Origin of the sequence: Streptomyces sp. NPDC059398, assembly GCF_042751845.1 — a bacterium.
GTDB lineage: Bacteria > Actinomycetota > Actinomycetes > Streptomycetales > Streptomycetaceae > Streptomyces.
Window position 1 is genome coordinate 26,561 of record NZ_JBHYWP010000003.1, and the last position, 20,914, is coordinate 47,474.

A 20,914-nucleotide genomic window follows, 5' to 3' on the forward strand; every position below is an offset into this window, starting at 1 on the left:
GGGCCGCCGGGAGTGGATCGCACTCGGGGTGCTGATGCTCCCGCTGCTCCTCGTCTCGATGGACGTCTCCATCCTCTACTTCGCCCTCCCCTACATCAGCCGGGCCCTGGAGCCGAGCGCCACCCAGCAGCTGTGGATGCTCGACATGTACGGCTTCGTGCTCGCCGGTCTGCTGATCACGATGGGCGCGCTCGGTGACCGCGTCGGGCGGCGCCGGCTGGTGCTCGCCGGGGCCGTCCTCTTCGGCACGGCGTCGGTCGCGGCGGCGTACGCCCACAGCCCCGGACAGCTCATCGCCGTACGGGCGTTGCTCGGTGTCGGCGGCGCCGCCCTGATGCCCTCGACCCTCGCGCTGATCCGGCACCTCTTCCGTGACGAGCGGCAGCGCGCGAAGGCGGTCGCCCTGTGGACCGCCGTGATGACCACCGGCATCTCGCTCGGCCCGGTGGTCAGCGGGCTGCTGCTCGCCCACTTCTGGTGGGGCTCGGTCTTCCTGGTCAACCTGCCCGCGATGGCCCTGCTGCTGGTACTCGGACCGCTGCTGCTCCCGGAGTTCAGAACCCCCGCCCGCGGCCGGTTCGACCTGCTGAGCGCGGTGCTCTCGCTCGCCACGCTGCTCCCCGTCATCCGGGGCGTCAAGGAACTGGCGGCGCACGGATACACCCCGCTCTCCGCGCTCAGCGTCACCGCGGGTCTGGCCGTCGGCGTCGTCTTCGTACGCCGTCAGCAGCGCCTGGACCACCCGATGGTCGACCTCGCGCTGCTGCGCCGCCCCGCCTTCTGCGGCTCGCTGCTCGCCAATCTGCTGGCGATGTTCGCGACGGTCGGGTTCGCGGTCTTCCTCACCCAGTATCTGCAGAGCGTGCTGGGCCAGAGCCCGCTCACCGCGGCGCTCTGGTCGCTGGTCCCGATGGCCGGTGTGGCGGTACTCGCGCCCGTCGGGGCCGTACTGGCCGGGCGCTTCGACCGCGCGTACGTGATGGGCGCGGGCTTCACGGTCTCGGCGTGCGGGTTCCTCTGGCTGAGCCGGGTGCACGTCGGCTCACCCCTCTGGTTCACGCTGGCGGGCTCGGCGGTGTACGCGGGCGGTCTGGTCGCGGCGATGACGCTCGCCAACGAACTCGCCATCGGCGCGGCCCCGCCGGAGCGCGCGGGGTCGGCCGCCGCCGTCCTGGAGTCCGGGCAGGAGCTGGGCGGTGCCCTGGGTATGGCCATCCTGGGATCGGTCGGGGCCGCCGTATACCGGAGCGACATGGCGGGCGCGCCGGGCGCCGTCCGCGAGACCCTGGGCGGCGCGACCGCGGTGGCTCACGGGGCCCTGCTCGTCTCGGCGCGCCGGGCGTTCGTGCACGGCCTGGACTTCGCGGCGGTCGGCGCGGCCGTGGCGATGGCGGGAGCCGCGGCGCTCTCCGTCGTCCTGCTGCGGGGAGCGCGCCCGGCGGATGACCCGGACGCTGCCGCCGCTGGAGGGCGGCGCCCCGTGTCGGCGCCGCGAGCCTGAACTCGCCGCGGGGAGCGGCCTGTTGCTGGGCCACCGGAAGTGCCGTACGGAGGGCCAGGTGCATGTCTTCCCGTGCCGGGTGGCAGCCTGATCTCCGTGCGGGGCGCACGGGCCCTGCCGGTCCAGGGGAGGCACCGGATGGGCACGGACTGCGCCGGGGTCACCGCCGCGCTCGCCGACCCCGGTACGGCTGTCCTCGACGCCCGCGCCCGCGAGCGCTTCACGGGCGAGGCGGCCGAACCCCGGCCGGGGCTGCGCCCCGGCCATACGCCGGGAGCGGTGAGCCTGCCCTTCGGCGCGGTCCAGCGGGGAGGCCGGATGCGCCGGGCCGCCGAACTGCGTACCGCCTTCGCCGGGGCCGCGGGCGGACGCGAGCGGCTGGTGTTCAGCTGCGGATCGGGCGTCACCGCCTGTGTGCTGGCGCTCGGAGCCGAACTCGCCGGATACCGCGCCCTGTCCGTGTACGACGGGTCCTGGAGCGAGTGGGGGCTGCCGTCGGACCGGCCGGTGGAAACCGGTGACGGACGGCCGGCTCCCGGCGCCTGAGGGAGGCGTCGAGCGGTCCTGTGGTGAGCGTCGCCGCCGGGCCCGAACCACCGCCCGGGGGCGGCCCGTACCGCCTGCCAGACTGACCCGGACCCGCAGACCCGGATGAGGAGCACGGCATTGACCGCCGACCACCGCACAGGACCGCCCACCCGTGGCAGCGAACGCGACACACTGCGGGCCTTCCTCGACTACCACCGCGCGACCCTCGCCATGAAGTGCGACGGCCTCACCGACGAGGAGCTGCGGGAACAGTCTGCGCCGCCCTCCACGCTGTCACTGCTCGGTCTGGTACGGCACCTGGCAGAGGTGGAACGCACCTGGTTCCGCCGGGTGTTCGAGGACCATGACGTGCCTCTGGTCTGGTCCGACAGGACCGACTTCCAGGCGGCGTACGACGCGAGCGCCTCGACCCGGGCCGAGGCGTTCACGGCCTGGCAGGCCGAGGTGGAACACTCGCGCCGTATCGAGCGGGCGGCCGGTTCCCTGGAGCTGACCGGGTATCAGCCGCGATGGGGCGAAGAGGTCTCGCTGCGCATGGTGATGGTGCACGTGCTCCTGGAGTACGGCCGCCACAACGGCCACGCGGACCTTCTGCGGGAGGGCGTCGACGGGACCGTGGGCGCCTGAGCCCTGAGCCCTGAGCCCGGAGGCGGCCTGGCGGCCCCGTCCGCCGCCTCCGGACCCGTCCGCCGCGGCCTTGCCGCAGGCCCCTCACCCCACCAGGCTGTCCTGCCAGGCCCGGTGCAGGCCGGCGAACCGGCCGCTGCCGCCGATGAGCGAGTCCGGTGTGCCGTCCTCGACGATCCGGCCGTCCTCCATCACCAGCACCCGGTCCGCGATCTCCACCGTGGAGAGCCGGTGGGCGATGACCACCGCGGTGCGGCCGTGCAGCACCGTGTCCATGGCATGCTGCACCGCCCGCTCGCCCGGAATGTCCAGCGAGCTGGTCGCCTCGTCCAGGATCAGTACGGCGGGGTCGGCGAGCAGGGCGCGGGCGAACGCCACCAACTGCCGCTGCCCCGCCGAGATCCGCCCGCCCCGCTTGCGTACGTCCGTGTCGTACCCCTCGGGCAGGGCGCTGATGAATTCGTGGGCTCCGATCGCCTTCGCCGCCTGCTCGATCTCGGCGGGGGTGGCCTCCGGGCGCCCGATGGCGATGTTCTCGGCGATCGTCCCCGAGAAGAGGAATGCCTCCTGCGTCACCATGACGACCCCGCGCCGCAGCTCGGGGACGTCCAGGTCGGCCAGATCCACGCCGTCCAGCCGGACCTGGCCGTCGGTCGGGTCGTAGAACCGGGCCAGCAGCTTGGCCAGCGTCGACTTCCCCGCGCCCGTCGAGCCCACGACCGCGACCGTCTGGCCCGCCGGGATGGTGAGATCGAAGCACGGCAGCACCTCGCCGCCGGTGCGGTACGCGAACCCGACCCCGTCGAACACGACCTCACGGCCCGGGTGTTCGGAGGCGAGGGCGGGCAGCGTACGCGGGGACGCGGGCGCCGGGACCGACGGCTCCTGGGCCAGGAGTCCGGCGATCTTCTCCAGCGAAGCGGCCGCGGACTGGTACGAGTTGAGGAACATCCCCAGCCGGTCGATCGGGTCGTAGAGGCGCCGCAGATACAGCACCGACGCGGCCAGCACACCGAGTTCGAGCCCGCCCCGGGTGACCCGGTAGGCCCCCCACAGCACGATGCAGGCGACCGCGGTGTTGGCGACCAGACGGGAGCCGGTCACATAGCGGGCCATCTCCAGCATCGAGTCACCGTTGGCCCGCTCGTGGCGGTGGTTGAGCCGGTCGAACTCCGTGTCGTTGGCACGCTCCCGGCGGAAGGCACGCACCGGCCTGATGCCGTTCATCGTCTCGGCGAACTTCACGATGACCGCGGCGACCGCGGTCGAGCGCCGGCTGAACACGACGGTGACCCGCCGCCGGTAGCGCCGGATCAGCAGATAGAGCGGTACGAACGAGAGCAGCGCGACCGCGCCGAGCCCGAGGTCGAGGAAGAGCAGCATCGCGCAGATGTAGACGGCGGAGAGCACGACGCCGATCAGCTCCTGGAGCCCTTCGCTGAGCAGTTCGCGCAGCGACTCCACATCGCTGGTGGAGCGGGAGATCAGCCGCCCCGATGTGTACCGCTCGTGGAAGTCCACACTCAGCGCCTGCGCATGGCGGAAGATCCGGCCCCGCAGATCCAGCAGGGCGCCCTGGTTGAGGCGGGCCGAGACCTGGACGAAGGCGTACTGCAGGCCCCCGGAGAGCAGCGCCGACGCGAGGTAGGCGACGCCGACCGCGATCAGCGGGCCGTGGTCGGCGCGGCGGAAGGCGGGGACGCCGGTGTCGATGGCGTACGCGACGAGCAGCGGCCCGGCCTGCACGGCCGCCTGCTGGACCAGCATCAGCACCGCGGAGACGATCGCCGCCGTCCGGTGCGGGGCGATGAGCGAGCGCAGCAGGGCGCCGGTCGCGCCGGGTGGGGCGGGCAGCTCGTCCCGGTCGAAGGGGTCGCCGCCCGACGTCCGCTGTCCCGCCGGGGACCCGGCGGCGGGGCCGGATCCCGGCTCGTCGCCGGGGTCCGGCTCCAGGGCCTCCCGGCCGTCGACTGTGGTGGTCATCGGGTCCCGTCCTCTTCGGCGCCCGACATCAGCCAGGCGTACTCGGCGTTGCTCTGGAGCAGTTCGTGGTGGGTGCCGACCGCTCCGATACGGCCGTCCGACAGCAGCGCGACCCGGTCGGCGAGCAGCACGGTGGACGGCCGGTGGGCGATGACGAGCGCCGTGGTCTCGGCGAGGACCCGGCGCAGGGCTGCCTCCACCAGCGCCTCGGTGTGCACGTCCAGCGCGGACAGCGGATCGTCGAGCACCAGGAAGCGCGGCTGCCCGACGACGGCCCTGGCCAGGGCGAGCCGCTGGCGCTGGCCGCCGGAGAGGCTCAGCCCCTGCTCGCCGACCTGGGTGTCCCGGCCGAGCGGCAGCTCGTGCACGAAGTCGGCCTGGGCGGTCGACAGGGCGCGCAGCAGCGCCTCGTCGTCCGCGCCCGCGTCGCCCATCCGGACGTTCTCACCGACGCTCGCGGAGAAGAGGGTGGGCTCCTCGAAGGCGACCGACACCAGCTCCCGCAGCCGCTCGCGGGGCATGGCGGTGATGTCCTGACCGTCGAGGGTGATGCGGCCCCCGGTGATCTCGTGCAGCCGCGGTACGAGCGCGGTCAGCGTGGTCTTGCCCGAACCGGTGGCGCCCACCAGGGCCAGTGTCTCGCCCGGTCTGATGTGCAGATCGATGCCGTCGAGGACGGGAGGGGTGCCCGGGGCGGCGTCGGGGTAGCGGAACTCGACGCCCTCGAAGCGCAGTCCGCCGGTGGCTGTGGCTGTGGCTGTGGCTGTGGCGGTACTGGCAGCGCCGTTGAGGGCACCGTCGCCCGCACCGTCCGCACCCGCACCGTCCGTACCCGCACCAGCCGTACCCGCACCGCCCGGGGCGAGCGCGGCCGGGCCGGTGGTGTCCGTCTCCTCGGCCACGTCGATCACCTCGAAGTACCGCTGGGTGGCGGTCGCCGCGTCCTGGCTGATCGCCAGGAGGAAGCCGATCGACTCCACCGGCCAGCGCAGCGCCAGCGCGGTGGAGAGGAAGGCGACCAGGGTGCCCGCCGAGAGATGCCCGTCGGCGACCTGGACCGTACCGAGGACCAGCGCCGCGCCGATCGCCAGCTCGGGGATGGTGGTGATCACCGCCCAGATACCCGCGAGGAGCCGGGCCTTGACCAGCTCCGTCGAGCGCAGCCGCGCCGAGAGCTCACGGAAGGCCAGGGCCTGGCTGCGGTGGCGTCCGAAGCCCTTGATGATGCGGATGCCGAGGACGCTCTCCTCGACGACCGTGGTGATGTCGCCCACCTGGTCCTGGGAGACCCGGGCGACCTTGGAGTACTTCGCCTCGAAGATCTTGCAGAGGATCATCAGCGGAACCGCGGGAACCAGCAGCACCAGCCCCAGCATCCACTGCTGCATCAGCAGAATGACGAAGCCGACCACGATCGTCACGCCGTTGACCAGGAGGAACGTCAGCGGGAAGGAGAGGAACATCCGCACCATCATCAGATCGGTGGTGCCGCGCGACAGCAGCTGGCCCGACGGCCACCGGTCGTGGAAGGCCACCGGCAGCCGCTGCAGATGGCGGTAGAGGTCGGCCCGCATCGACGCCTCGATCCAGGCGAGCGGCCGGCCCACCAGCCATCTGCGGAGGCCGAAGAGGAGTGCCTCCGCGACCCCGAGCCCGAGCAGCATCAGCGCGCCCAGCCAGACCCCGCGGGTGTCCCGGTCGGTCACCGGGCCGTCGACGATCCACTTGAGGACGAGCGGGATGACCAGGCTCAGACAGGAGGCGACGATCGCCACCAGAGCGGCCGTGGCCAGCCGTCTTCGCACCGGCCGTACGTACGGCCAGAGCCGTAGCAAAGAACGCACGCCGGAGAGTTGGCTGTCTGTTGCATGTGTTTCGGGCATCGCGCGCGAGCCTACGGTCCGGCACTGACAGTGCCCACTGGATTTCGGGGCGCTCCGGGCCGCCCACCGGCACCGGAGCCCGCCTGCCGGAGGTCGTACCCCACCGCCGGAAGGTCGTACCCCGGCATCGGCCGATCGGTTGATGCCGGTTCGAGCGTGATGGCGGATGCCGCGGAACCCCGTCCCCCGGGAGCCTGTGAGCATGGCAATCATCGAAGTGGACGGGCTGCGGAAGGCGTACGGCGGCAGGCAGGCCGTCGACGGGGTGTCCTTCGCCGTCGACACTGGGGAGATCTTCGGGATCCTCGGGCCGAACGGCGCGGGCAAGACCACGACAGTGGAGTGCATCGGGGGGCTGCGGGTGCCGGACGGGGGCGTGGTGCGGGTGGCCGGATTCGATCCGGTCGCCGACCACGCCCGGGTGACACGGATCCTCGGCGCCCAGCTCCAGGAGAGCCAGCTCCAGCCGAAGATCACCGTCCGGGAGGCGCTGGAGCTCTACTCCTCCTTCTATCCGTACCCCGCCGACTGGCGGCCACTGGCCGAACGGCTGGGCCTCGCCGAGAAGGCGGACTCCCGCTTCGCCAAGCTCTCCGGCGGTCAGAAGCAGCGGCTCTCCATCGCGCTCGCACTGATCGGCAACCCGAAGGTGGTGGTGCTCGACGAGCTGACCACCGGGCTCGACCCGCGCGCACGCCGGGACACCTGGGAGCTGATCGAGGACATCAGGGACGGTGGGGTGACCGTTCTGCTCGTCACCCACTTCATGGAGGAGGCCCAGCGCCTCTGCGACCGCATCGCCGTGATCGACCGGGGCCGGGTCGCCGCGCTGGACACACCGGCCGGGCTCATCCGCCGCTCCTCCGGTTCGACCGTCATCTCCTTCACCCCGTCCGAGCCGCTCGCCGACCGTGAGCTGGACGCGCTGCCCGGCGCCGCCTCCGTACAGCACCGGGACGGCGCCCTCGTCATCGAGGGGACCGACGAGACGGTCAACGCCGTCATCACCCTGCTCGCCAGGCACCACATCACCGCCCACCAACTCCGGGTCACCGACGCCACTCTCGACGACGCGTTCCTGGACCTGACGGGAGCAGCAGCATGAGCACCGTGACCGCGACCGCCCGTACGAGGACCACTGCGGGGACCGGCGCGTCCTTCGCCGTACTGCGCTCCGAACTACGGCTCTTCCGCCGTGAACCTGCCACCATCTTCTGGGTGATGGTGTTCCCCACCGTCCTGCTGGTGATCCTCGGCTCGATCCCGTCCTTCCGCGAGCACGACCCGTCCATCGGCGGCCGGACGATGGTCAGCGCGTACGTCCCGGTCACCGTGCTGCTCGCGATGATCATGGCGGGGCTGCAGGCGATGCCCCAGGTGATCACCGGATACCGCGAACGGGGCATCCTGCGCCGGATGTCCACCACACCGGTGCGGCCGCATACGCTGCTCACCGCGCAGATGGGCCTGCACGGTGCCGCCGCACTCGTCTCGACGGTGCTCTCGCTCACCGTGGGGCGGACCGTCTTCAAGGTCGCCCTGCCCCAGCAGATCCCCGGCTATCTGCTCTCGCTCGCCCTGTCGATCTGTGCCGCACTGGCCCTGGGCTCCCTGGTGGCCGCCCTGTCACGGAACCAGAAGGTGGCGAACGCGACCGGCTCGGCCGTCCTCTTCCCGATGATGTTCTGCGCCGGGGTCTGGCTGCCCGTCCAGGCGATGCCGGACGCCCTGGCCCACGGCGTCGAGCTGACCCCCTTCGGCGCCGCGGCGCAGGCACTCAACGGCGCCGCCACCGGCAGCTGGCCCGGCTGGACCCACCTCGGGGTGCTCGCCCTGTGGACGCTGCTGCTGTCGGCCGGGGCCAATCGCTGGTTCCGCTGGGAGTGACGGTGGCCACCGGCCCGTACGGGCAGACTGGAGGGATGACACCGGACCTGACCGGCCCTGCCGCCCGGACCGGCCCCGCGACCGGCTCCATGACCGTCCTCACCGCCGCGACCGGTCCGGCTGCCCCGTGTGGCCCGGCCGCCGCGACCGGTCCGTGTGGCCCGGCCGCCGCGGCCGGCCCGCCCCTGGTCGCCGTCCGGGTGGGCATCGGGTGGGCGGCCTTCCACCGCTACGGCCCGTACGCCCTCCTCGCCGTCGCCACGCTCGCCGCGGCCGCCACCGCCCCCGCCCTGCACATGACCCGGGGCGAGCTGACCGCGGCGGCGGCCCTCACCGCCGCGGGGACCGTGCTCCAGCTCTGGTGGGGCCGCGCGGTCCGCACCCGGCCGGACCCCTCGGCGGCCGGCACCTGCTACTACGTCCTGCGCTGGGCGATCGCCTTCGCCCTGGCCTGGCTGAACCCCTTCTACGCGTTCTATGCGGTCACCGGCTACTTCGGCGCCGAGCGGCTGCTGCCCCGCAGGCTGGTACGGGTCGGGCTGCTGGCCAGTGCGGTCACCATGTCGGGCTCCCAGTCCGGCGGGCTGCCCCCGCACGGCTCCATGGGCTGGGTGGTCTTCGGCGCGCTGTTCGCCGTCAACGTCGCGCTGCTCATCGTCATGACCCATCTCGCCAACCTGGAGGACGAGCGCGCGACGGAGCAGGTCGAGACCATCCGCGAGCTGGAACGCACCAACGACCGGCTCCAGCAGGCTCTCGACGAGAACGCGGCGCTGCACGCCCAACTCCTGGTCCAGGCAAGGGAGGCCGGGGTCGCCGACGAGCGCCGCAGGCTGGCAGCCGAGATCCACGACACCCTCGCACAGGGGCTGGCCGGCATCATCACCCAGCTCCAGGTCGTCTCCGTCGCCGGAGCCCCGGACACCGCACGTGAACACCTCGCCCGCGCCCAGGAACTGGCCCGCCACAGCCTGGGCGAGGCCCGGCGCTCCGTACAGAATCTCAGCCCGGCCGCCCTGGCCGACGACTCGCTCCCGGAAGCGCTGAAGAAGCTGGTCGCCCAGTGGTCGGCCGAGTCGGGCGTCCGCGCCGGGTTCACCGTCACCGGCACCGTCGAACCGCTCCACGACGAGGTCGAGGCCACCCTGCTCCGGATCGCGCAGGAGGCCCTCACCAACACCGGCCGGCACGCCGGGGCGGCCCGGGTCGGGGTCACCCTCTCGTACATGGACGACGAGATGGCCCTCGACGTACGCGACGACGGCCGCGGCTTCGACCCGCTCGCGTCGGGGCCGCGCAGCGCCGAAGGGGGCTTCGGCCTCGGCGGGATGTGTGCCCGCGCCGAGCGGATCGCGGGGACGGTCACGGTCGAGTCCGAGCCGGGGCACGGCACGGCGGTCTCGGCTCGCGTACCGTTGGTCCGCCATGAACCCTGATGTCATCACCCTGCTGATCGTCGACGACCATCCCGTGGTCCGGGACGGTCTGCGCGGCATGTTCACCGGAGCCCCCGGTTTCCAGGTGCTCGGCGAGGCGGCCGACGGCGTCGCGGGCGTCGAGCTGGCCGGGAGCCTCGACCCCGATGTGGTCCTCATGGACCTGCGGATGCCGGGCGGCAACGGCGTGGACGCCATCGCCGAACTGACCCGCAGGGGCAGCCGCGCCAAGGTGCTCGTCCTGACGACGTACGACACGGACTCCGACACCCTCCCGGCCATCGAGGCGGGTGCCACCGGCTACCTCCTCAAGGATGCCCCGCGCGACGAACTCTTCACCGCGGTACGGGCCGCGGCCGATGGCCGTACGGTGCTCTCCCCGGCGGTCGCCTCCCGGCTGGTCTCCCGGGTGCGTGCTCCGGCCGCTCCGGGCCGCGACGCGCTGAGCACCCGCGAGCGCGAGGTGCTGGTGCTGGTCGCCCGGGGCACGTCCAACCGCGACATCGCCCGTGAGCTGTTCATCAGCGAGGCCACGGTCAAGACCCATCTGACCCATATCTACGGGAAGCTGGACGTCAAGGACCGGGCGGCGGCGGTCGCGGTGGCGTACGACCGCAAGATCCTCGGCTGAGACGGGGGGCCGAGGCGGGGGTTGAGACGGGGACCGACGCCCGCCCGGCACCGTCTCGCCTCAGCTCCGCACCCGCAGCAGCAGCACCGACCGCGCCGGGACGGTGAGCGCGGCTCCCCCCGGGTGCGGTGTGCCCGGCGCGGCGCTCTGGTCCTCCCGTGAGGTGTCGACGAGCAGTTCGTAGCTCTCCGCCCACGGGGCTCCGGGCAGCACGAACTCCACCGGTTCCGCCCCCGCGTGCAGGGCCGTCAGAAAGCTGTCGTCGGTGATGCGCTCGCCCCTGGCGTCCCGGCCGGGGATGTCGCCCCCGGAGAGATAGACCCCGAGCGTGGCCGAAGGCGCGTACCAGTCGCGCTCCGTCATCTCCCGGCCGTACGGGGTGAACCACGCGAGGTCCCGCAGCCCGTCGCCCGCCCGCGCGCCGGAGAAGAACGCCCGGCGGCGCAGCACGGGGTGGGCGTGGCGCAGCGCCAGCAGCCGGGAGGTGAGGTTCAGCAGCGCCCGCGGGCCCGGCTCGTCGAGCAGTGACCAGTCGACCCAGCTGACCTCGTTGTCCTGGCAGTAGGCGTTGTTGTTGCCGCCCTGTGTCCGCCCCATCTCGTCCCCCGCGACGAGCATCGGCACCCCGGTCGACACCAGCAGCGTCGTCAGCAGTGAGCGCAGCTGTCTGCGGCGCAGCGCGTTGACCTCCTGGTCGTCCGTCTCGCCCTCGGCGCCGCAGTTCCACGACCGGTTGTCGTCGGTGCCGTCCCGGTTGTCCTCGCCGTTCCGCTCGTTGTGCTTGTGCTGGTACGACACCAGGTCGCGCAGCGTGAAGCCGTCATGCGCGGTGATGAAGTTGACGGACGCCTGCGGGCGCCGGCCGCCCCAGGCGTACAGATCGCTGGAGCCGGAGAGCCGGTACCCGAGATCGCGTACGTCGGGCAGCGCACCCCGCCAGAAGTCCCGCACCGCGTCCCGGTAGCGGTCGTTCCACTCCGTCCACAGCGGCGGGAAGGCCCCCACCTGATACCCGCCGCTGCCCACGTCCCACGGCTCGGCGATCAGCTTCACCCGCCGCAGCACCGGGTCCTGGGCGATCACCGCGAGGAAGGGCGAGAGCATGTCCACGTCGTGGAAGGACCGGGCCAGCGCGGCGGCCAGATCGAAGCGGAAGCCGTCCACGCCCATCTCGGTGACCCAGTACCGCAGCGAGTCGGTGATCAGCCGCAGCACCTGGGGCCGCACCACATGCAGGGTGTTGCCGCAGCCGGTGTAGTCCGCGTACCGGCGCGGGTCGTCCTGGAGCCGGTAGTAGCCGCGGTTGTCGATCCCGCGCAGCGACAGGGTCGGCCCCAGCTCACCGGCCTCCGCCGTGTGGTTGTAGACCACGTCGAGAATGACCTCGATCCCGGCGGCGTGCAGCGCCTGCACCATCCGCTTGAACTCGCCGACCTGTTCGCCGCCGGTGCCGGACGCCGCGTAGCCGGCGTGCGGGGCGAAGTAGCCGACCGAGTTGTAGCCCCAGTAGTTCCGCAGCCCGCGCCGCAGCAGATGGTCCTCGTGCGCGAACTGGTGGACGGGCAGCAGCTCGACCGCCGTCACTCCGAGCCGTACGAGATGGCCGATCGCCGCCGGATGGGCCAGGCCCGCGTACGTCCCGCGCAGCTCATCGGGGATCCCGGGGTGCCGCTTGGTGAAACCGCGGACATGTAGCTCGTAGATGACGGTGTCCGCCCAGGGCGTCTTGGGCCGCAGGTCGTCCGCCCACTCGTCGCCGGGTGTGTCGTCGTGGACGACCACGCCCTTGGGGACGTGCGGCGCCGAGTCCCGCTCGTCGCGCACCGTGTCGGCGACCTGCTGGTCCGGCCAGTCCCTGACATGCCCGTACACCTCGGGGGGCAGCCGGAACTCGCCGTCCACGGCCCGCGCGTACGGGTCGAGGAGCAGCTTCGCGGGATTCCAGCGGGCGCCCGTCCACGGGTCCCATCTGCCCCGGACGCGGTAGCCGTACCGCTGTCCCGGCCGCACCCCGGGCAGGAACCCGTGCCAGATCTCATGGGTCAGCTCGGTGAGTTCGCAGCGGGTCTCCCGCCCCGCCGCGTCGAAGAGGCAGAGCTCGACGGCCTCGGCGCCGCCCGCCCAGAGCGCGAAGTTGGTACCTGCGACCCCGTCGGGCCCGACCCGGTACCGCGCGCCCAGCGGCATGGGTGCACCGGGCCACACGGTCACCGCGTCCGGCACGGGGCCGGCCACCACACCGGGCGCGGCCTTCCGGGCCGCACCGGGCACCGCCTCCCGCGCCGCGCCCGCCCCGCTGCCGGCGACCACGCCGGGCGCCTCCTGAACCGCTTCCTGAACCACGTCCTTCACGGCGTCCTGAACCACGTCCTGAACCGTGTCCTGAACCGCGTTCCGCACCGCTCCCGTCACGGTCTCCTGCTCGGCTGCGCTCGACACCTGGCGGCCTCCCGCGGCTCATCGGGACCGGCGGCGCGCCGGGCCCCGGCGTCCCGGCCGCGGTCCCTCGCATGGTCCTCGCTCTTGTTCTGCCCGCAACAACCGGCAATCTCACGTTTCCCCCGCAGGGGGGTGGTCGTTGAGCGGTCCGTGAGACAACTGACAAAGCGGACACGAGCGGGCGTCGCGGCCGCACTGGCGGCGGTGTGCGCCGGACTGCTGGGCGGCCTCGCCGGATGCGGAGCGGGCTCCGACGGGAAACCGCGGGCCCCCGAAGAGGCGATCCGGGTGATGCCGGACGACGGCGCGAAGGGCGTACGCGCCCACGGCAAGGTCGAGGTACGGGTACCGGACGGGCAGCGGCTCGAACAGGTCACGGTCTACGGGGTCACGGACGGGCACCGCCAGGTACTCCCCGGCACCGTCTCGGACGACGGCAGGACCTGGAAGCCGGACGGCGGCCGGCTGGGGCTGGCATCCCAGTACGCGGTGGACGCGGTGGCATCGGACGGGGACGGCCACACCCTGGCCCGCCACACCACGTTCACCACCTACGTCCCCCCGCACCGCTTCATCGGGTACTTCACACCGGAGAACGGCACCACCGTCGGCACCGGCATGATCGTCTCCTTCAATTTCAGCCGCCCCGTCCAGAACCGCGCGGCGGTGGAGCGGGCGATCCGCGTCACGGCCACCCCGTCGGTGCCGGTCGCGGGCCACTGGTTCGGCGCCGGCCGCCTGGACTTCCGCCCGAGTGCCTACTGGAAGCCCGGCACCCGGGTCTCCGTCGGGCTGCGGCTGCGCGACGTACAGGCGTCCCCCGGGGTGTACGGCACCCAGCAGAAGACCATCGCCTTCACCGTGGGCCGCTCCCAGGTGTCCCTGGTCGACGCCGCGGCGCACACCATGGCGGTACGCCGTGACGGCGCCCTCCTGACGACTCTGCCGGTCACCGCGGGCGCCAGGAAACACACCACGTACAACGGCAGGATGGTCGTCATGGAGAAGCGCGCCGTGACCCGGATGAACGGCCGGACGGTCGGCTTCGGCGGTGAGTACGACATCCCGGACGTCCCGCACGCGATGCGGCTGACCAGATCGGGCACCTTCCTGCACGGCAACTACTGGGCGCCCGCCCGTGTCTTCGGCGCCTCCAACACCAGCCACGGCTGCGTCGGGCTGCGCGACGCACGCGGCGGCAGCGCCACGTCCCCCGCGGGCTGGCTCTTCGACCACACCCTGATCGGCGATGTCGTCGAGGTCGTCAACTCCCGGGACACGAAGGTCGCACCGGACAACGGGCTCGGCGGCTGGAACCTGGACTGGGCGCACTGGAGGTCGGGCTCCGCGCTCGGCTGACCCGCTGACCCCCGCCGTGCCCGTACGACCCGCCCGCCGTGCCCGTACAACCCGCCGCCCGCCCGCCGCACCTCTACGAGCTGGGCGGGCGCGCCCGGTTGGGACGGAACAGTGACATCGCCGGGGAGTCCGGCGGCCCCGCGCTGCGGATATTCTGTGCGCAGTGCGCGCGGACACGGCGCGCGGGGGTACGTGCACCGGCGGCGCCGGGACGTGCGCGAGGGGAGACCACCATCTTGAACGGGCGACCGATATCGGGGACATCGGCCGGGGGCCGGTCCGTGCGCGGGATGCGGGGCGCGAAGTCCGCACTGCCGGCCCTGCTCGCCGGAACGCTGCTGCTGTTCGTCACAGCGTGCGGCGGTTCGGGGAGCGGCAGCGATGAGAAGGCGAAGCAGGACGCGGGCAAGGAGGCCGGCTCCGCGGCCTCGCAGGCCGTTGTGACGGTGGCTCCGAAGGACGGCGCCGGTTCGGTGGCCACCAGCGACGCGCTGAAGGTGACGGCGGACAAGGGCCGGCTGACCTCGGTCACGGTCAAGGACGCCAAGGGCAACACGGTCGCGGGCCGTATCGCGCAGGGCGGCGCCGACTGGCAGCCGCTCCAGCATCTGCCCGCGGCCACCCGCTTCACGGTCCACGCGGTCGCCAAGGACGCCAAGGGCCGGGAGTCCGCCAAGGACACGTCCTTCACCACGCTCGTACCGAAGAACACCTTCGTCGGCCAGTACACACCGGAGGACGGTGCGACGGTGGGTGTCGGGATGCCGGTCTCGATCCACTTCACCCGCGGGATCACCCACCCCGCGGACGTCGAGGACGCGGTCAAGGTGACGGCGGATCCCGCCGTACCGGTCGAGGGCCACTGGTTCGGCAACGACCGCCTCGACATCCGTCCCGAGAAGTACTGGGCGGCCGGTACCAAGGTGACGGTGAAGCTCGACCTCGACGGCGTCGAGGGCCGGCCCGGGGTGTACGGGAAGCAGACCAAGACCGTGAAGTTCACCGTCGGGCGCTCCATGGTCTCCACGGTCGACGCCGACCGGCACACCATGAAGGTCGCCGAGAACGGCAAGGTGATCCGGACCATCCCGATCAGCGCGGGCGCCCCGGCCACCACGACGTACAACGGCCAGATGGTCATCAGCGAGAAGTACGCGGTGACCCGGATGAACGGCGCCACCGTCGGATTCGGCGGTGAGTACGACATCAAGGACGTGCCGCACGCGATGCGCCTCTCCGACTCCGGCACCTTCGTGCACGGCAACTACTGGGCCTCCACCAGTACGTTCGGCGCCGCCAACACCAGCCACGGCTGTGTCGGGCTGCACGATGTGCGCGGTGGCTGGAGCAAGGAGACCCCGGCCGCCTGGTACTACAACAAGTCGATCGTCGGTGATGTGGTGGTCGTCAAGAACTCGCACGACAGGACGATCCAGCCGGACAACGGCCTCAACGGCTGGAACATGTCCTGGGCCGACTGGAAGAAGTGACGCCCGGCGGGAGGTGACGCCCGGCAGGGAGCACCCCCGGCAGGAAGCAACACCAGGCCCGTGGGCCTTCCTCCGTACGGCCCGGTGCACTGTGACCAAGTGCACCGGGCCGCACCGCGTTAGCCGCCGTTAACCTGCTGTCATGACAGTCACCCTCGAAGTCTCCGAAGGCGTCGGCACCATCCGTCTGGACCGCCCGCCGATGAACGCACTCGACGTGGCCGTGCAGGACCGGCTGCGCGAACTCGCCGAAGAAGCCGCCCGCCGCGACGACGTACGCGCCGTGGTGCTCTACGGCGGCGAGAAGGTGTTCGCGGCCGGCGCGGACATCAAGGAGATGCAGGCCATGGACCATGCGGCGATGGTCGTACGGTCGCGCGCCCTGCAGGACTCCTTCACGGCGGTGGCCCGGATCCCCAAGCCCGTGGTCGCCGCGGTCACCGGCTACGCGCTGGGCGGCGGCTGCGAACTGGCGCTCTGCGCGGACTTCCGTATCGCGGGCGAGAACGCCAAGCTGGGCCAGCCCGAGATCCTGCTCGGCCTGATCCCCGGGGCCGGCGGCACCCAGCGGCTCTCCCGGCTGATCGGCCCGTCCCGGGCCAAGGACCTGATCTTCACGGGCCGTCAGGTCAGGGCAGCCGAAGCACTCACCCTCGGTCTTGTCGACCGGGTCGTCCCGGCGGCCGAGGTGTACGAGCAGGCGTACGCCTGGGCGGCGAAGCTCGCCCAGGGGCCGGCCATCGCGCTGCGCGCCGCGAAGGAGTCCGTCGACGCGGGTCTTGAGACGGATCTCGACACCGGGCTCGCCATCGAACGCACCTGGTTCGCCGGTCTCTTCGCCACGGAGGACCGCGAACGCGGTATGCGCAGCTTCGTCGACGAGGGCCCCGGCAAGGCCAAGTTCCGCTGAGCGGCACCCGGTTGGGTGGATTAGCTGCACCTTAAGAGAACCTTAAGGAGTGGGTGATCATGGCCGTTGAATTTCGTTCATGAGGGGGGAGTCTCCGCAGCTCAGGACAGGTGTGAAGGCCCCTGTAATGCCAGGCGCATATGCCAAGACGCAGGGGGTGCAACTGCAGAATGCAATTGCGGATTCCGTCGGAACGGCCCCGGGGGCCCCTTCGGGCAGCCATGATGGGGGGCATGGCGGGCCTGGAGGGTGTGGAGCAACCGCAACAGCGCGCTCAGGCGGATGCTGTGCGATGGGTACCGGCCGTTGAGGACGAACAGGCTCTCAAAGCACTGGAGTTGTTCGGCAGCCCAACGGAGGGGGAGGTGCGCCTCGCGTCCCGTCCCGAGTCCGCGGCGACCGCGCGGCGGCTCACCCAGGGTGTCGTGCTGCGTCAGTGGGGGCTCTCGCCGCAGACCGCCGAGCACGCGGTGCTGCTCGTGTCGGAGCTCGTCGGCAACGCGGTCCGGCACACCGGTGCGCGGGCCTTCGGTCTCCGGATGCTGCGGCGCCGGGGCTGGATCCGGGTGGAGGTGCGCGATCCGTCCCGGGGGCTGCCTTGTCTGATGCCGGTCCAGCCGATGGACGTCAGTGGCCGCGGTCTCTTCCTGGTAGACAAGCTCTCCGACCGGTGGGGGGTCGATCTGCTGCCGCGCGGCAAGACCACCTGGTTCGAGATGCGGGTCGCCGACCGCCAGTCCTCCTGAGGGCCCGCCCGGTCCTCCTGGGGATCTGCCCGGTCCTCCTGAAGGCCCGCTGCGGGGGCCGGCCGCCACCCGGTTGTACCCATCCGGATCACGGCGTGGCTGCTGTGAATCCCAGGTGAGGCGACATTTCTGCCTGGGAATGTGCGGACTTCGGTGGGATGCGGCGGGTGATGTGCGGGAGCGGCGCTCGGCCGCCCCGCTGCTGAGGCTCTCCGTCGTCGACGGACAGGGGGGAGGTAAAAAAGGCCGTTCCGGGCGATTCCTCTTTAACTGGTCGCGTGACTGAGATAAGCCGCCGCAGCGCACTGCGGGCAGGAGCCGGCGCGGCCGTCGCCGGGGCGCTGGCCGCCGGGTGTTCGCGCGGCGCGACCACCGCAGCGGCCCCCACCCCCACCGGGGCCCACCCCGCACGCTCCCCATCCGGGCCCGCGAGGACAGCGGCCCCGCTGCACGCACCGGCCCCCCTCGCCTTCACCGGCCAGCCGGTCCAGATCGCGAACGGCCCCCGGAACCGCAAACGGGTCGCGCTCACCTTCCACGGTCAGGGAAACCCCGCCGTCGCCAAGTCCGTACTGGCCGAGGCGGAGAGGGCCGGCGCGCGGGTCACCGTCCTCGCCGTCGGCACCTGGCTCGACGAGTACCCCGCGATGGCCCGCCGGATCCTCGACGGCGGTCACGACCTGGGCAACCACACCCTCCACCACATCTCCATCTCGGCGATGGGCGAACGGGAGGCGTACGCCGAGATCACCGGCTGCGCCGACCGGCTGCGGCGGCTCACGGGCTCCATCGGCACCTGGTTCCGCCCTTCGCGCACCCAGTACGCGACCCCGCTGGTCCAGCGGCTCGCCGCACGCGCGGGCTACCCGCACGTGCTCTCGTACGACACCGACTCCCTCGACTACACCTCGCCCGGCGCCGCATCCGTCGTCCACAACGTCACCGGCGCGGTCCGGCCGGGTTCGGTGGTCTCGATGCACTTCGGCTATGCGGACACGGTCGCCGCACTGCCCGCCATCCTCGACGCCTTCGACCGCCGCGGGCTGCACGCGGTGACCACTACGGAGCTGCTGACCTCATGATCACTATCCGTACCACCACACTCCTCGCCGCCACCGCCGCCATCGGCCTCACCGTCGCGCTGGGCGGCTGCGGGACGTCCGGCGGGACCGGGCACGCGCACCCGGACGCCGCCAGGGCCACCACCGCCGCGGCCGCCCCGCGCGGCACCGCGGTGAAGTCGTCGCAGCCCGCGCCGCTGGCCGGTATGCCCCCCGTACTCGACCCCAAGGACCTGTACGCGGCGGACCGGCCGGGCCGACTCTCTCCCGTCGTGAAGAAGTTCCCGTCCCTGGTCTACGTACCGAACACCAACTCCAACACGGTCAACGTGATCGACCCCAAGACGTACAAGGTCATCCGCACCATCCCGGTCGGTGTGCAGCCGCAGCACGTCGTGCCGTCCTGGGACCTGAAGACGCTCTGGGTCAACAACGACCGCGGCAACTCGCTCACCCCGATCAACCCGGCGAACGGCAAGGTCGGCAAGACGCTCGCCGTGCACGACCCGTACAACCTCTACTTCACGCCCAACGGGAAGTACGCCATCGTCATGGCCTCGCAGGACCGCCAGCTCGTCTTCCGCGACCCGCACACCATGAAGGTCAGGAAGACGCTCCCGGTGACCTGCGCGGGCGTCAACCACGCGGACTTCTCGGCCGACGGACGGTACTTCATCGTCTCCTGCGAGTTCTCCGGCGAACTGCTCAAGGTCGACACCGAGAAGATGAAGGTGGTCGGCCAGCAGAAACTGCCCTTCAAGGGGGCGATGCCGCAGGACGTGAAGATCTCGCCGGACGGCCGGACCTTCTACATCGCGGACATGATGGCCGACGGCGTCTGGGTGCTCCCCGCGGACAAGTTCACCACCCCGAAGCTGCTGCACACCGGCAAGGGCTGCCACGGCCTCTACATCAGCCGTGACTCCAAGGAGATGTACATCTCCAACCGCGGCGAAGGCACCATCTCGGTCTTCGGCTTCGCGCGGAACAAGCTCCTCAAGAAGTGGTCCCTGCCCGGCGGCGGCAGCCCCGACATGGGCGGTGTGTCGGCCGACGGCAAGGTGCTCTGGCTGACCGGGCGCTACAACGCGGAGGTGTACGCGATCGACACCACCAGCGGGAAGCAGCTCGCCCGCATCCCGGTCGGCAGCGGCCCGCACGGCCTCGCGGTCTATCCGCAGCCCGGCCGCTACTCGCTGGGGCACACCGGGATCTTCCGCTGACCCTGCCGGTCAGGGCGGCCCCGCTCCGCCGGTTAATCTGACTACCGTCAGAGACGTACCGAGAAGGGGTGGACCCAGTGGCGGACAAAGAAGAGGCCCGCAAGGCGTTCGAGCGGCTCGACGTGGACGGCGACGGCCGGATCACCGCGAGCGAGTACAAGAGCGTCATGGCGCAGCTCGGTGACTTCCATGTGACCGAGACAGTGGCTCAGTCCATCATCAGGTCCAAGGACGCCAACGGTGACGGCAGGCTCTCCTTCGAGGAGTTCTGGGCCTCGCTGGACAAGTAGCGCACGCGTGCACGGCCCCCCGGCCTACGGAGCCGAGGGGCTGTCATGCCGTACGGCCCCCCGCGCCGCCCCGTCTCGGTAATCTGGCCCGGTATGGACCGGGAACAGCAGTGGATGCGCAGCGCCCTGGGGCTCGCGGTCATCGCGGCCGACGAAGCCCGGGAGCCCTCTCTCCTGAGGCAGTTGGGCCAGGACTGCGCCGAGCTGCTCCAGCTCTCGGGGGCAGCCGTGGTACTGGCCGGAGCCACGGCGGCACACGGCGGCGGCGAACCGGTCTCCGAGTGCCTGCGCGCCGACCGGGCCCTGGTCAACATCGATCTCGGGCAACAGGGCGCGCGCTGGCCGGAGTTCACCGGCCGCGCACTGGCCGCGGGGCATGCCGTGGCGACGCTGCTCCCCCTGCACGGCGGCGTCGGCCGGCCCTGCGCCGTACTCCAGCTGTTCAGCAGCGAGCGGGAGCTGTCCGATGCCGAGATCGGGTCGGCCCAGCGGCTGGGCGAGCTGGCCATGGTGCTCCGCGCTCAGAGCGACGCGCTCCGCGGCCACCGGGAGACCGCCGGGCAGCTGAGCCGGGCGCTCGACAGCAGAGTCGTCATCGAGCAGGCCAAGGGCATGCTCGCCGAACAGCTGCGGACCGGTACCGGAGAGGCGTTCGACGCGCTGCGCGGTCACGCCAGGTCCCACCGGCTGAAGCTCGCCGACGTGGCGCGTGCCGTGGTCGCCCGCGAACTGCGCCTGGGGAGCGCGCCGTCCGGCTGAACGGAGGGACGCAGGGACGGAGGGCGTGCGGGCGGGGGTGGTGCGGGGCCCCGCCGGGGCTGGGCCGGCCCCCCCCACCCCATGAGCGGCCGGCACCCCCCCGCCCGTGAGGGCGCGGCGATGACGCACGCGAGACCTAA

The 20,914-nt window shown here is 71.9% G+C and carries 17 protein-coding genes and 1 pseudogene; 15 read left to right on the plus strand and 3 right to left on the minus strand.

The window, feature by feature from the left end; genetic code table 11:
• The first annotated feature begins 34 nt into the window (after nt 1-34).
• The 3 genes and pseudogenes from ACFXBC_RS02010 (at nt 35) to ACFXBC_RS02020 (ending at nt 2,677) form a co-directional block, all read left to right on the plus strand.
• Nucleotides 35-1,501 (plus strand): MFS transporter, encoded by a 1,467-nt coding sequence (locus ACFXBC_RS02010; RefSeq protein WP_385017821.1) that lies wholly within the window; start codon nt 35-37, stop codon nt 1,499-1,501.
• 156 nt (nt 1,502-1,657) lie between these two features.
• Nucleotides 1,658-2,047, plus strand: a pseudogene (locus ACFXBC_RS02015) (rhodanese-like domain-containing protein); the annotation flags it as partial.
• Between the two features lie 120 nt (nt 2,048-2,167).
• Entirely contained in the window at nt 2,168-2,677 is a 510-nt protein-coding gene (locus ACFXBC_RS02020; protein WP_385017499.1) for a DinB family protein, read from the plus strand.
• 84 nt (nt 2,678-2,761) lie between these two features.
• Here the strand turns inward: ACFXBC_RS02020 and ACFXBC_RS02025 are convergent, their stop codons facing one another.
• Both ACFXBC_RS02025 and ACFXBC_RS02030 read right to left on the minus strand, forming a co-directional pair.
• Nucleotides 2,762-4,660, minus strand: coding sequence for an ABC transporter ATP-binding protein (locus ACFXBC_RS02025; RefSeq protein WP_385017502.1), 1,899 nt, complete (start codon nt 4,658-4,660; stop codon nt 2,762-2,764).
• Nucleotides 4,657-6,543, minus strand: coding sequence for an ABC transporter ATP-binding protein (locus tag ACFXBC_RS02030; RefSeq protein WP_385017505.1), 1,887 nt, complete (start codon nt 6,541-6,543; stop codon nt 4,657-4,659). Before ACFXBC_RS02030 ends, ACFXBC_RS02025 begins: the two co-directional genes overlap by 4 nt.
• A gap of 202 nt (nt 6,544-6,745) precedes the next feature.
• On the opposite strand from ACFXBC_RS02030, the gene ACFXBC_RS02035 reads away from it, so the two are divergent.
• The 4 genes from ACFXBC_RS02035 to ACFXBC_RS02050 are packed head-to-tail and all read left to right on the plus strand — an operon-like array spanning nt 6,746 to nt 10,497.
• The gene (locus ACFXBC_RS02035) at nt 6,746-7,648 is read left to right on the plus strand and encodes an ABC transporter ATP-binding protein (protein WP_385017508.1); all 903 of its coding nucleotides are present in this window, start codon (nt 6,746-6,748) and stop codon (nt 7,646-7,648) included.
• Nucleotides 7,645-8,430, plus strand: a complete 786-nt coding sequence (locus ACFXBC_RS02040; RefSeq protein WP_385017511.1) for an ABC transporter permease — start codon at nt 7,645-7,647, stop codon at nt 8,428-8,430. The genes ACFXBC_RS02035 and ACFXBC_RS02040 overlap by 4 nt, the downstream gene beginning before the upstream one ends.
• Nucleotides 8,431-8,465: 35 nt before the next feature.
• Nucleotides 8,466-9,866 (plus strand): sensor histidine kinase, encoded by a 1,401-nt coding sequence (locus ACFXBC_RS02045; protein ID WP_385017514.1) that lies wholly within the window; start codon nt 8,466-8,468, stop codon nt 9,864-9,866.
• Entirely contained in the window at nt 9,856-10,497 is a 642-nt protein-coding gene (locus ACFXBC_RS02050) for a response regulator (RefSeq protein WP_385017517.1), read from the plus strand. The genes ACFXBC_RS02045 and ACFXBC_RS02050 overlap by 11 nt, the downstream gene beginning before the upstream one ends.
• Before the next feature lie 60 nt (nt 10,498-10,557).
• On the opposite strand, the gene glgX is transcribed toward ACFXBC_RS02050, so the two are convergent.
• Entirely contained in the window at nt 10,558-12,807 is a 2,250-nt protein-coding gene (gene glgX, locus ACFXBC_RS02055) for a glycogen debranching protein GlgX (protein WP_385017824.1), read from the minus strand.
• A gap of 279 nt (nt 12,808-13,086) precedes the next feature.
• On the opposite strand from glgX, the gene ACFXBC_RS02060 reads away from it, so the two are divergent.
• The 8 genes from ACFXBC_RS02060 (at nt 13,087) to ACFXBC_RS02095 (ending at nt 20,774) form a co-directional block, all read left to right on the plus strand.
• Nucleotides 13,087-14,295, plus strand: a complete 1,209-nt coding sequence (locus tag ACFXBC_RS02060) for an Ig-like domain-containing protein (protein WP_385017520.1) — start codon at nt 13,087-13,089, stop codon at nt 14,293-14,295.
• 236 nt (nt 14,296-14,531) lie between these two features.
• Nucleotides 14,532-15,785, plus strand: coding sequence for an Ig-like domain-containing protein (locus ACFXBC_RS02065; RefSeq protein ID WP_385017523.1), 1,254 nt, complete (start codon nt 14,532-14,534; stop codon nt 15,783-15,785).
• Nucleotides 15,786-15,927: 142 nt separating this feature from the next.
• Nucleotides 15,928-16,695: an enoyl-CoA hydratase/isomerase family protein gene (locus ACFXBC_RS02070; protein WP_385017526.1), complete on the plus strand. Its 768-nt coding sequence runs from the start codon at nt 15,928-15,930 to the stop codon at nt 16,693-16,695.
• A gap of 221 nt (nt 16,696-16,916) precedes the next feature.
• Nucleotides 16,917-17,441 carry an ATP-binding protein gene (locus ACFXBC_RS02075; RefSeq protein ID WP_385017529.1) on the plus strand — a complete coding sequence of 175 codons (525 nt, stop codon included), beginning with the start codon at nt 16,917-16,919 and terminating at the stop codon, nt 17,439-17,441.
• 278 nt (nt 17,442-17,719) lie between these two features.
• Nucleotides 17,720-18,523 carry a polysaccharide deacetylase family protein gene (locus ACFXBC_RS02080; protein WP_385017533.1) on the plus strand — a complete coding sequence of 268 codons (804 nt, stop codon included), beginning with the start codon at nt 17,720-17,722 and terminating at the stop codon, nt 18,521-18,523.
• Nucleotides 18,520-19,725 carry a YncE family protein gene (locus tag ACFXBC_RS02085; protein WP_385017536.1) on the plus strand — a complete coding sequence of 402 codons (1,206 nt, stop codon included), beginning with the start codon at nt 18,520-18,522 and terminating at the stop codon, nt 19,723-19,725. The genes ACFXBC_RS02080 and ACFXBC_RS02085 overlap by 4 nt, the downstream gene beginning before the upstream one ends.
• 77 nt (nt 19,726-19,802) lie before the next feature.
• Nucleotides 19,803-20,015, plus strand: coding sequence for an EF-hand domain-containing protein (locus tag ACFXBC_RS02090; RefSeq protein ID WP_327295139.1), 213 nt, complete (start codon nt 19,803-19,805; stop codon nt 20,013-20,015).
• A 45-nt stretch (nt 20,016-20,060) separates the two neighbouring features.
• The gene (locus tag ACFXBC_RS02095) at nt 20,061-20,774 is read left to right on the plus strand and encodes an ANTAR domain-containing protein (RefSeq protein WP_385017541.1); all 714 of its coding nucleotides are present in this window, start codon (nt 20,061-20,063) and stop codon (nt 20,772-20,774) included.
• The last annotated feature ends 140 nt before the right edge of the window (nt 20,775-20,914 follow it).

Bases quoted from the DNA above. Each gene is read 5' to 3' on its own strand.
- ACFXBC_RS02010 (WP_385017821.1), top strand. From the start codon at position 35: ATGCTCCCGCTGCTCCTCGTCTCGATGGACGTCTCCATCCTCTACTTC.
- ACFXBC_RS02025 (WP_385017502.1), bottom strand. From the start codon at position 4,660: ATGACCACCACAGTCGACGGCCGGGAGGCCCTGGAGCCGGACCCCGGC.
- ACFXBC_RS02030 (WP_385017505.1), bottom strand. From the start codon at position 6,543: ATGCCCGAAACACATGCAACAGACAGCCAACTCTCCGGCGTGCGTTCT.
- ACFXBC_RS02035 (WP_385017508.1), top strand. From the start codon at position 6,746: ATGGCAATCATCGAAGTGGACGGGCTGCGGAAGGCGTACGGCGGCAGG.
- ACFXBC_RS02040 (WP_385017511.1), top strand. From the start codon at position 7,645: ATGAGCACCGTGACCGCGACCGCCCGTACGAGGACCACTGCGGGGACC.
- ACFXBC_RS02045 (WP_385017514.1), top strand. From the start codon at position 8,466: ATGACACCGGACCTGACCGGCCCTGCCGCCCGGACCGGCCCCGCGACC.
- ACFXBC_RS02050 (WP_385017517.1), top strand. From the start codon at position 9,856: ATGAACCCTGATGTCATCACCCTGCTGATCGTCGACGACCATCCCGTG.
- ACFXBC_RS02070 (WP_385017526.1), top strand. From the start codon at position 15,928: ATGACAGTCACCCTCGAAGTCTCCGAAGGCGTCGGCACCATCCGTCTG.
- ACFXBC_RS02075 (WP_385017529.1), top strand. From the start codon at position 16,917: ATGATGGGGGGCATGGCGGGCCTGGAGGGTGTGGAGCAACCGCAACAG.
- ACFXBC_RS02085 (WP_385017536.1), top strand. From the start codon at position 18,520: ATGATCACTATCCGTACCACCACACTCCTCGCCGCCACCGCCGCCATC.
- ACFXBC_RS02095 (WP_385017541.1), top strand. From the start codon at position 20,061: ATGCCGTACGGCCCCCCGCGCCGCCCCGTCTCGGTAATCTGGCCCGGT.